At 69.6% G+C, this 9,809-nt stretch carries 13 protein-coding genes; 5 read left to right on the forward strand and 8 right to left on the reverse strand.

What is annotated here, in order from left to right:
- Positions 1–690, reverse strand: a 690-nt coding sequence (locus ACOADB_RS27965; protein ID WP_378606878.1) for a hypothetical protein, incomplete at its 3' end; no start/stop codon positions are given.
- 112 nt (positions 691–802) lie between these two features.
- Here ACOADB_RS27965 and ACOADB_RS27970 point away from each other — a divergent pair.
- The 4 genes from ACOADB_RS27970 to ACOADB_RS27985 are packed head-to-tail and all read left to right on the forward strand — an operon-like array spanning position 803 to position 4,236.
- The gene (locus ACOADB_RS27970; protein ID WP_378606881.1) at positions 803–1,795 is read left to right on the forward strand and encodes a Bug family tripartite tricarboxylate transporter substrate binding protein; all 993 of its coding nucleotides are present in this window, start codon (positions 803–805) and stop codon (positions 1,793–1,795) included.
- Positions 1,792–2,307, forward strand: coding sequence for a tripartite tricarboxylate transporter TctB family protein (locus ACOADB_RS27975; RefSeq protein WP_378606884.1), 516 nt, complete (start codon positions 1,792–1,794; stop codon positions 2,305–2,307). The genes ACOADB_RS27970 and ACOADB_RS27975 overlap by 4 nt, the downstream gene beginning before the upstream one ends.
- A 1-nt stretch (position 2,308) precedes the next feature.
- Complete coding sequence (locus ACOADB_RS27980; protein ID WP_378606887.1) at positions 2,309–3,823, forward strand: tripartite tricarboxylate transporter permease; 1,515 nt, start codon at positions 2,309–2,311, stop codon at positions 3,821–3,823.
- Entirely contained in the window at positions 3,820–4,236 is a 417-nt protein-coding gene (locus ACOADB_RS27985) for a universal stress protein (protein WP_378606890.1), read from the forward strand. The genes ACOADB_RS27980 and ACOADB_RS27985 overlap by 4 nt, the downstream gene beginning before the upstream one ends.
- A gap of 5 nt (positions 4,237–4,241) precedes the next feature.
- On the opposite strand, the gene ACOADB_RS27990 is transcribed toward ACOADB_RS27985, so the two are convergent.
- The 4 genes from ACOADB_RS27990 to ACOADB_RS28005 all read right to left on the reverse strand — a co-directional run bounded on the left by ACOADB_RS27990 (position 4,242) and on the right by ACOADB_RS28005 (position 6,340).
- Positions 4,242–4,832, reverse strand: coding sequence for a DUF2017 domain-containing protein (locus tag ACOADB_RS27990; RefSeq protein WP_378606893.1), 591 nt, complete (start codon positions 4,830–4,832; stop codon positions 4,242–4,244).
- On the reverse strand, positions 4,829–5,113 hold the full coding sequence (gene clpS, locus ACOADB_RS27995) for an ATP-dependent Clp protease adapter ClpS (protein WP_378607061.1): 285 nt from the start codon (positions 5,111–5,113) through the stop codon (positions 4,829–4,831). The genes ACOADB_RS27990 and clpS overlap by 4 nt, the downstream gene beginning before the upstream one ends.
- 62 nt (positions 5,114–5,175) lie before the next feature.
- Positions 5,176–5,718 carry a DUF1697 domain-containing protein gene (locus ACOADB_RS28000; RefSeq protein WP_378606896.1) on the reverse strand — a complete coding sequence of 181 codons (543 nt, stop codon included), beginning with the start codon at positions 5,716–5,718 and terminating at the stop codon, positions 5,176–5,178.
- Between the two features lie 157 nt (positions 5,719–5,875).
- The gene (locus tag ACOADB_RS28005) at positions 5,876–6,340 is read right to left on the reverse strand and encodes a PaaI family thioesterase (RefSeq protein ID WP_378606899.1); all 465 of its coding nucleotides are present in this window, start codon (positions 6,338–6,340) and stop codon (positions 5,876–5,878) included.
- 65 nt (positions 6,341–6,405) lie between these two features.
- On the opposite strand from ACOADB_RS28005, the gene ACOADB_RS28010 reads away from it, so the two are divergent.
- Positions 6,406–6,903, forward strand: a complete 498-nt coding sequence (locus tag ACOADB_RS28010; protein WP_378606902.1) for a winged helix-turn-helix transcriptional regulator — start codon at positions 6,406–6,408, stop codon at positions 6,901–6,903.
- A 64-nt stretch (positions 6,904–6,967) separates the two neighbouring features.
- Here ACOADB_RS28010 and ACOADB_RS28015 read toward each other — a convergent pair whose 3' ends face one another.
- The 3 genes from ACOADB_RS28015 to ACOADB_RS28025 all read right to left on the reverse strand — a co-directional run.
- Positions 6,968–8,731: a DEAD/DEAH box helicase gene (locus ACOADB_RS28015; RefSeq protein WP_378606905.1), complete on the reverse strand. Its 1,764-nt coding sequence runs from the start codon at positions 8,729–8,731 to the stop codon at positions 6,968–6,970.
- A complete protein-coding gene (locus tag ACOADB_RS28020) occupies positions 8,728–8,997 on the reverse strand; it encodes a DUF3039 domain-containing protein (protein ID WP_378607064.1) in 270 nt (89 codons plus the stop codon). Before ACOADB_RS28020 ends, ACOADB_RS28015 begins: the two co-directional genes overlap by 4 nt.
- A 20-nt stretch (positions 8,998–9,017) precedes the next feature.
- A partial coding sequence (locus tag ACOADB_RS28025; protein WP_378606908.1) for an MFS transporter occupies positions 9,018–9,809 on the reverse strand: 792 nt, incomplete at its 5' end.

Below are 9,809 nucleotides of genomic sequence, written 5' to 3' on the forward strand. Positions count from 1 at the left end.
GAGCTCGGTGGTGCCGAGCCCCCGCGTGGAACGTCGTACGACGCGCGAGACGGCCCAGGTGCCGAGCAGGCCGAGCAGGGCGCCCAGGCCGAGGAAGAGGGCCAGGTCAGGCGCTGCGGTCGCGATCTGGTCGCCGACCGACGGATAGGTCACCTCGGCGACGACGATCGCCACCGTCGGAGTGCCGCGATCGTCGGAGATGACCGGAGCATGGCCGACCACGGCCCGCTCACCATCGGCGTCCACGTCTCCGATCCAGCCGCGGCCCAGCTCCAGCGCGTTGCTGTCGCCGAGGTCGGCCGGCTTGCCCACCCGGCTCGGGTCGGTCGCCGCGAGCACGGTGCCTTCCAGACCGACCACCATGACGTCGGTCGCGCTCGACAGTGAGACGCCCTGGGCGGCGTACGGCGCAAGCGCGCGGGCGAGGTCATCGGCGCCGAGCCCATCCCGTGCGAACTCCTCGAGGGGCTCCCGGACGGCCGGGATGACGGCGACGTACTCGGCCACGTCCTGCATCTGGACGCCGCGCTCCTCGGCGAAGTCCGCATTGGACTGCCGGATGCTCAGGACCCCGACGGCCGCGAGCAGGACCGCGATCACGGCCAGCTGCAGGAGCAGGACCTTGCCCGCGAGGGTGAGCTCACCCCGACGCCATGGTGAGCGGAAGCGCGACCTCAGGGGTGCGACCACAACGACCACAACCTCCTTTGCGTCCGCAAGCGTGACGGGCGCCACACCGCACGGACATGCTGGCACGGATCGCCGGTGACGGCGCTCGCGCCCCAACCGCACGGAGGTTCCCATGCACCCGAGTCGTCGGATGTTCCGCATCCTGGCGTTGCTCACCGCCCTCGTCCTGGCCGCTGCTGTCAGCGGCTGCGGCGTCACCCGCGGGTCCGACGACCCCAACAACCGCCGGCTCCGGATGATGATCCCCAACAGCGCCGGAGGTGGCTACGACCTCACCGGCCGGGCCGCCGTCCACGCACTGGAGGACAACGACCTCACCGGCCGCTTCGAGGTCAACAACGTCATCGGGGCCAGCGGCACCGTTGCGATGCAGCGCCTGCTCAACGAGGAGGGCGCCGAGGACCTGATGATGACGATGGGGCTCGGCGTCGTGGGGGCGGTCTACACGAACAAGTCGGGAGCCACACCGACGCAGATGACCCCGATCGCCCGGCTCGTCGAGGAGCAGGAAGGGGTGCTGGTTCCGGCCAGCTCGCCGTTCAAGACGATCGACGACCTGGTCGCGGCGTGGAAGGACGACCCCGGTTCGGTGACGGTCGGCGGCGGCTCCAGCCCCGGCGGGCCCGACCACCTGTTCCCGATGCAGCTCGCGGACGTGGCGGGCATCGACCCCAACGACGTCAACTACATCACCTACGACGGCGGCGGGCCGCTGACCGCTGCCCTGCTCGGCGAGAAGATCCAGGTCGGCATGTCCGGTCTCGGCGAGTTCTCCGGCCAGATCGAGAACGGCGACCTCCGGGTGCTCGCCGTCTCCGGCGACGAGCGCCTCGACGGCGTGGATGCGCCGACCCTCACTGAGGCCGGGATCGACCTGGTCTTCACCAACTGGCGCGGTGTCCTCGCCCCACCGGGCATCAGCGACGAGCACCGCGACTACCTGGTCGAACTGCTGACCGAGATGCATGCCACCGACGAGTGGCAGAAGGCACTGGCTGACAACGGCTGGATCGACAGCTTTGCGACCGGTGATGAGTTCGGGACGTTCCTGAAGGACCAGGACGCCCGCGTGGCCGAGACCCTCGAGGAGCTGGGACTGTCATGACCACCACCCACCACGAACCGGGCGCCCGCCCGATGATCGACAAGGCGCAGTACGGCCTCGCGGCCTTCCTCCTGCTGGTTGGGGGCTTCGTCCTCGTCGATGCCCTCGGCCTGGAGAAGGGATTCGCCGACCAGCCGGTGCAGCCGTACGCCGTCCCGTACATCGTCGGAGGTGCGCTCGTCCTGCTCGGGATCCTTCTCGCGATCGCCACCGCGCGAGGCGACATCCCGGAGTCGGACGAGGGCGAGGACATCGACCTCACCCAGGGCACGGACGTCCGGACGATGGGGATGCTTGCGGTCGTCCTCGTCGCGAACCTCGCGCTGATCAACTTCCTCGGCTGGGCGATCACCGGCGCCCTGCTCTTCGTCGGCGCCACTCGCGCCCTCGGCAGCCGAACCCTGGTCCGTGACATCGCCGTGGGCGTCGCCCTGTCGGTCGGCTCCTGGTACGCCTTCTACGTCTTGCTCGGCGTGCCGATCCCTGCCGGCATCCTGGATGGAGTGCTCTGAGATGGACATGTTGCTCGAAGGCTTCCAGCAAGCCCTGACCCCCACGAACCTCCTGTTCGCCTGCGTCGGCGTGCTCCTCGGCACTGCCGTCGGCGTACTGCCCGGCATCGGCCCGGCGATGGCCCTCGCGTTGTTGCTGCCGGTCACCTACAGCGTCGGCCCGGACAGCGCACTGATCATGTTCGCCGGCGTCTACTACGGCGGCATGTACGGCGGCTCCACGACGTCGATCCTGCTCAACACGCCTGGCGAGTCCTCGTCGGTCGTGACCGCTCTCGAAGGCAACAAGATGGCGAAACGGGGCCGCGCAGCACAGGCGCTCGCGACAGCCGCGATCGGTTCCTTCGTCGCTGGCACTATCGGCACCGTCCTGCTCTGGATCCTGATGCCGCGGGTCTCCGACGTGGTCGTCAAGCTCGGTGCGCCGTCGTACTTCGCGCTGATGCTGCTGGCCTTCATCGCCGTCACCTCAGTGCTCGGGTCGTCCAAGCTGCGCGGCTTCATCGCCCTGTTCCTCGGCCTGACCATCGGGTTGATCGGCACCCAGACCGGACAGGCGCGGCTCACCTTCGGCGAGGCCAAGCTGGCTGACGGGATCGACATCGTGGTGGTCGCCGTCGCGATCTTCGCGATCGGCGAGGCACTGTGGGTCGCCGCCCACCTGCGGCGCAAGCCGCTGGAGATCATCCCCGTCGGCCAGCCCTGGATGGGACGCGAGGACTGGAAGCGTTCCTGGAAGCCGTGGCTGCGCGGCACCGCGTACGGATTCCCGTTCGGCGCACTTCCTGCTGGAGGTGCCGAGCTGCCGACGTTCCTGTCGTACATCACCGAGAAGAAGCTGACGAAGCACCCCGAGGAGTTCGGCAAGGGCGCGATCGAGGGTGTCGCCGGTCCCGAGGCCGCCAACAACGCCTCGGCCGCGGGCACCATGCTGCCGCTGCTCACGCTCGGCCTGCCGACCACGGCGACCGCTGTGATCATGCTCTACGCGCTGCAGAGCTACGGCATCCAGCCCGGGCCGCTCCTGCTCGAGAACGAGCCCGGTCTGGTGTGGGCGCTGCTCGCCAGCCTGGCCATCGCCAACACACTGCTGCTGGTGATCAACCTGCCGATGGCTCCCCTCTGGGCGAAGCTCCTGCAGATCCCCCGGCCGCAGCTCTACGCCGGCATCCTGTTCTTCGCGACGCTCGGCGCCTACAGCGTCAACTTCCAGGCCTTCGACCTGGCTCTCCTGCTGGCCTTCGGCGCCCTGGGATTCGCCATGCGGCGGTTCGGGATCCCGGTCCTGCCACTGATCGTCGGCGTGATCCTCGGCCCGAAGATGGAAGCCCAGCTGACCGAGGCACTGGCACTGTCCGGCGGTGACGTGAGCACGCTGTGGGGCGAGCCCGTGGCGGTGATCGTCTACATCGTGATCGCCATCCTGCTGACCGCCGTGACTCTCAACGGCCTGCGCCGACCGGCATCCGCCGAGCCCACGATCATGGACGACGACAAGGAACTGGTGGAGCGATGAGCACCGCGAATCCGTTGAAGCCGACCTGCGTGGTCGCGGCCTACAGCGCCGACATCTACGGCAAGGCAGCCATCGAGTACGCCGAAGCGGTGGCTCGCGCCGCCGGGGCGCGACTGGTGGTCGTCAACGCCACCCGCGGCGACGCCCTGGTCGACAGCCGCTTCGCCCACGACACCGACATCGATGCCCTGCGCGACCGCCTGGTCGCTGAGGGACTTGCGGTCGAGGTTCGCCACGACGTCGTACCCGATGTCGCGGAAGCGGTGGTGACCGCGGCCGAGGAGGTGCAGGCCGACCTGGTCGTGGTCGGCGTGCGTCGTCGTACGCCCGTCGGGAAGCTGCTCATGGGCAGCGTCGCGCAGCGGGTCATCCTCGACGCGCACTGCCCCGTGGTGGCGGTCAAGCCGGCCTGACGGCGTCAGCTGACGGCGTGGACCAGGGTCTCCTGCAGGAAACCGAGCCACTCGTAGATGTGGTGGGCCTGGGCACGCGGGTCCTCGTCGGGCAGTGAGTCCCAGTAGTCGTCGTCACCCTCCTCGACCCCGAGGCGGGTGCCGAGGGCGAGACGCAGGTCGGTGAAGGAACGCATCCAGACCAGGGCGGTCTCCTGGTCGAGCTCGACGTCGATGGTGAGGTCCTCGTCGGTCGGCTCCTGCGGCAGGCCCGCCTCTTCGAGGACGTCGATGATCGTGGCGGCCGCGCGGGACTTCCCGTCGCGCAGGGCACCTTCGGTGAAGCGACGGAACTCGCCGGCCGACTCCTCGTCGCCCTGGTAGGCGTTGGGGAAGAGCCGCAGCAGGACCGGGTCCTCGGGCTCGGTGGTCGGGCCGGAGAAGTCGAGCATCTGCTCCAGCGGGTCCTTGGTGGCCGACGGGATCGCCGACTCGTTGTGGAGCAGCTCGACGATCTGCGCAGCGAGGGAGCGCAGCAGGTCGGCCTCGAAGACCGGGAAGGTCGCGTGGATGACCTTGCTCCGGCGATGCCGGACGAATCCAGACACGTCGCTCACTCAGCCTTCGACAGGGTGGCCCACAGGCCGTACTCATGCATGGCCTGGACGTCGCGTTCCATCTCTTCGCGGGTACCGGTGCTGACCACGGACTTCCCGTCCTCGTGGACCTCGTGCATCAGCTTCTCCGCCTTCTTCTTGCCGTAGCCGAAGTGCTTCTGGAAGACGAAGGTGACGTAGGACATCAGGTTCACGGGGTCGTTCCACACGATCGTCACCCAGGGGGTGTCGAGTCTCGTGGTCGCGTCGAGGGAGAGGTCCTGCTCGACTCCCGGATCCACCTCGACAGGGCTCGCGGTTGTCACGACTCCATGGTGTCACACGGGCAGGGGCCGCCCGAACGTCAGGAGCACCACTTGTCGGCCAGCGTGGTGACGACGTTGAAGTTGCGGTTGGTGGCCACGACCCCGAGCGCCTTCTCGAGCTTGTAGGGGTCGACTCCCCCGGCCTCGTAGCCCGGACCGAGCAGCACATGGGCGGCCCGTCCACGCACCACGACCGCGTTGACGTCGTCGCTGCGCGCCTCGACCTCCGCGACCTTCGCGGCGTCGGGCTTCTCCTTGAGGAGGTAGAGGTAGTGCCGCTCGAGATCGTTGCGGGACGCTGTGAGCTCGCGGGCATCCTCGGCGATGGCCGTGAGCTCAGCCGGCGTGAACACGATAGTGGGTACGGCGAAGCCGGCCTGCTCCTCGTACGCCTTCTCCAGCGCCGCCTCCACCTTCGCCCGCGACCGCAGCCCGATCGTCAGGCGGACGTTGCCGGTGTTGATGTGGGTCGCCACGTCCGTCCCGCCCGCGGCCTCGGTCGCCGTGATGATGTCGGCCTTGGGGAACTTCCGGTTCGGCCCGAGGTTGATGGCGCGGAGGAACGCGACGTACGACGGCATGGGTCCAGTCTGGCGCACGACGCCGACAGGGCACGTGGTTCGGGCGGGTGCATGAGCGACACACCGTTCGCCCGTACGACGGCGACAGCCACGCTCAGCGGAGCAGCGCAGCGCGCGAACGGTGTGTCGCTCGTGCAGCGACGGCTCCGAGAGCTCGTCAGCTGAAGATCATGCAGCTCGACGTGGCGTACGCGACGAGGCGGTCCTGGCCGTCGTACAGCTTCGCCTCGGCCAACGCCGTACGACGACCGCGCTGGATCACCGAGCCGACGGCCCGGAGGCGGCCGGAGTCGACAGTGACGGCACGGAGGAACTTCACGGTGAGGTCGAGGGACGTGTAGCCCTCGCCGACGGCGAGCGTGGAGTGCACGGCGCAGCCACACGCGGAGTCGAGGAGCGTGGCGAAGACGCCGCCGTGGACGCTGCCGATCGGGTTGTAGTGGCGCAGCTGGGGGTCGAGCTCGAAGATCGCGGTGCCGCGCTCGGGGACCTCGAAGCCGACGAACCCGAGGGTGTCCGCGATCGGGGCCGGGGGCAGGTGGCCGTCGAGGATCGCGTGCAGCTGCTCGAACCCGTCGAGCGTCGCCACGTCGATCTGGGTCTTGATCGCGGACTCAGTCATCCCTCCATGGAACCAGTCCGAGGCTGAGTCTGTCAATGAGACCTAGATCGCCCTATGCTGGCCACGTGAGCACCCAGCAAGCCGTCACCGACGCTCCCCCGGCCCTGGCCTGGTCCGTCGAGAACTGCACCCTCGGCCGGGCGATGGCGATCCTCGGCGAGCGGTGGACGGTCGTCGTACTGCGCGAGGTCTTTCTCGGCGTACGACGGTTCGACGACATCCGGCGGCATGCAGGAATCCCCCGGCAGGTGCTGACGAACCGGCTCGCGACGCTCGTCGACGAGGGCCTGCTCCGCAAGGAGCCCTATCGACCCGACGGGGCGCGCACGCGCCACGAGTACCGACTCACCGACAAGGGCCTGGAACTCCAGCCGATCCTGTTGGCGATCACCCAGTGGGGAGACCGGCACCTCGCCGACCCCAAGGGCGCTCCGATCGAGTTCATCCACCGCGACTGCGACGAACCGATCCACGTCGAGGTGCACTGCGCGGCCGGCCACCATGTCGCCGACCCGCGAACGGTGAGCAGCCGGCCGGGACCGGGCGCGCGACCGTTCGCCTGACGTTTGCGACACCTCGGAGCCCCAACACCCACACTTCGCGCACCCACTTGCCACACTTCGTGCGTCAGGAGGACTTGCGCATCGCCCATTCGCGGACGCGGTCGATCCGCTTCTGCAGCTGCTCGGCGTTCGCGACCGCGGCAGCGGGACCGCCGCACTCCTTGCGCAGGGCGGCGTGGGTGATGCCGTGTGCCTGGCCGGTGCGGTGGTTCCACGACGCGACCAGGCCGTTGAGCTCGCGGCGCAGGACGGCGAGGTGCTCGTGGGTGGTGACGTCCGCCAGCGTGTCGGCGGGGCGTGCGTCCTCGACCGCCTTGTTGGTGCGGCGACGGTCGGACTGGCGCTGCTGCAGCAGCTCCCGCATCTGGCCGGGCTCGAGCAGGCCGGGGATCCCGAGGAAGTCCATCTCCTCGTCCGACCCCGACAGGACCTCGCCCTCGTGGCCGAACTGCGCGCCGTCGTACAACGCGTGGTCGAAGCGGGCCTCGGACCCGAGCGCCTCGAAGGGTGTCGCGTTCAGGTCGTCGGAGGCGGCGTCGCCGGCCTCGGCCTGGGCGAGCAGGTCGTTCTCGGCGGCGAAGATGTCGCCGTCGTCGTTGACCTTGCGGCCCAGCACGTGGTCGCGCTCGACCTCGAGCTCGGAGGCGTAGGTCAGCAGGTTCGGGACCGACGGCAGGAAGACCGACGCGATCTCGCCGCGGGTCCGGGCGCGGACGAATCGCCCGACGGCCTGGGCGAAGAACAGCGGGGTCGAGGTGGTGGTCGCCCACACACCGACCGCGAGGCGCGGGACGTCGACGCCCTCGGACACCATCCGGACCGCGACCATCCAGCGCTTGTCGTTGTCGGTGAACTCGGAGATCTTCTTCGACGCGGCCTTCTCGTCCGACAGGACGACGGTGGCGGCCTCGCCCGTGATCGCGCGGAGCAGCTTGGCGTAGGCGCGGGCCGAGTCCTGGTCGGACGCGATGACGAGTCCACCCGCATCGGGGACGTGTCGTCGTACCTCGGAGAGGCGCTTGTCGGCGGCGGCGAGCACCGACGGCATCCACGAGCCGCTCGGGTCGAGGGCGGTGCGGAGCGCGTGCGCCGTCATGTCCTTGGTGAGCGGTTCGCCGAGGCTGGCCGTGATCTCGTCACCCGCGCGGGTGCGCCACTGCATCTCGCCGGAGTACGCCAGGAACAGCACCGGACGGACGACATGGTCGGCGAGCGCCTGGGCGTAGCCGTAGGTGTAGTCGGCGACCGAGGTCGGGACGCCGTCCTCACCGGGCTGGTAGGTGACGAACGGGATCGGGTTGACGTCCGAACGGAACGGCGTCCCCGTCAGCGCCAGGCGACGGGCGGCGGGCTCGAAGGCCTCGCGCACGCCCTCGCCCCAGCTGAGCGAGTCACCCGCGTGGTGCATCTCGTCGAGGATCACGAGCGTCTTGAAGCGCTCGGCGCGGATCCGCATCGCGAGCGGATTGACGCCGACGCCCGCGTAGGTCACCGCGACGCCGACGTAGTCACTGGCGATCTTGCCCTTGCCAGCGGAGTACGTCGGGTCGATCGGCAACCCGGCGCGCGCTGCCGCTTCAGCCCACTGCAGCTTGAGGTGCTCGGTGGGCGCGACGATGATCAGCCGGTCGACGATGCGGCGCCCCAGCAACTCGGCGGCGACCGTCAGCGCGAAGGTCGTCTTGCCGGCACCAGGGGTCGCCACGGCGAGGTAGTCCCGTGGATTGCGGGAGAGATAGTCCTGGAGCGCGGCCGTCTGCCAGGCACGCAGCGACGGCGCCGTGCCCCAGGCTGCCCGCTCCGGCCAGGCCGGACCGAGCGACGTCACGAGTCCTTACCGGGCCCGTCCCCGGGAGCGTCCCCATCGCTGAGGCCCTCCCAGATCTCCTTGCAGTCCGGGCAGACCGGGAACTTCTCGGGCGCGCGGCTCGGCACCCACACCTTGCCGCACAGGGCGACGACGGGCGTGCCCATGACCATGGCCTCGGTGAGCTTGTCCTTGTCCACGTAGTGGGAGAACCGCTCGTGGTCACCCTCGTCGGTCGGGACGGTCCGCCGCTCCTGGAGCGTGTCGGTGTCAGTCGAGAATCCGATGGTGGTCACGGCACCAGAGTCTAGTGCCCACCGGAGACATCGACGTCAGCCGGCAGCTGTCGCCAGACGATCGCGGCGACCACGAGCGTGATCACGGCTCCCGCGAGCCCGATCGCCCCGAAGGCGTCGGCGTACGACGCCAGGGCGGCCGCTTCGGCAGGGGTACCCAGCGCACCCGTGAGTGACTCCACCGCTGCGTGGTCGGCGCCGGCGGGCAGGCCGGCGCGGTAGACGATGCCGGCGAGACTGCCGAGCACCGCGATCCCGATCACCCCACCGACCTCGTAGGACATCTCCTCCATCGCCGCCGCCGATCCGGCCTGGTGGGTCGGCGCGCTGCCCATGATCAGGGCCGAGGCCAGGCCCAGTGCCGCCGTACCGAAACCGGCGAGGAGGAACGCGATCGCGACGCCGGCGTACGGCATCGGACGCGGCAGCAGCCACAGCACGAGCAGTCCGGCCGCCAGGACGACGAGCCCGCCGACCAGGACGTTGCGCGCGCCCACGCGGGCAGCCAGCGCCGGCGCCAACGGCGGACCGACCAGGCCGCCGACCGCCATCGGGAGCAGCGCGACGCCGGCGAAGAGCGGCGTCCAGCCCTGCACGAGCTGCAGCCATTGCGCTCCCACGAACAGCAGCGAGATCATCACCGTGCTGGTGACCAGCGCCGTGAGCACACCCGAACGGAAGACCGGGTTGGCGAACAGGCCGACCGCCAGCATCGGGTCTGACTGGTGCAGGCAACGGCGCACGAACGCCGTCACCAGGCCGACGCCGGCCAGCAGTACGACGACCGTGACCGGGTCCAGCCC

The organism is Nocardioides sp. CPCC 206348 (assembly GCF_048654705.1).
GTDB lineage: Bacteria > Actinomycetota > Actinomycetes > Propionibacteriales > Nocardioidaceae > Nocardioides.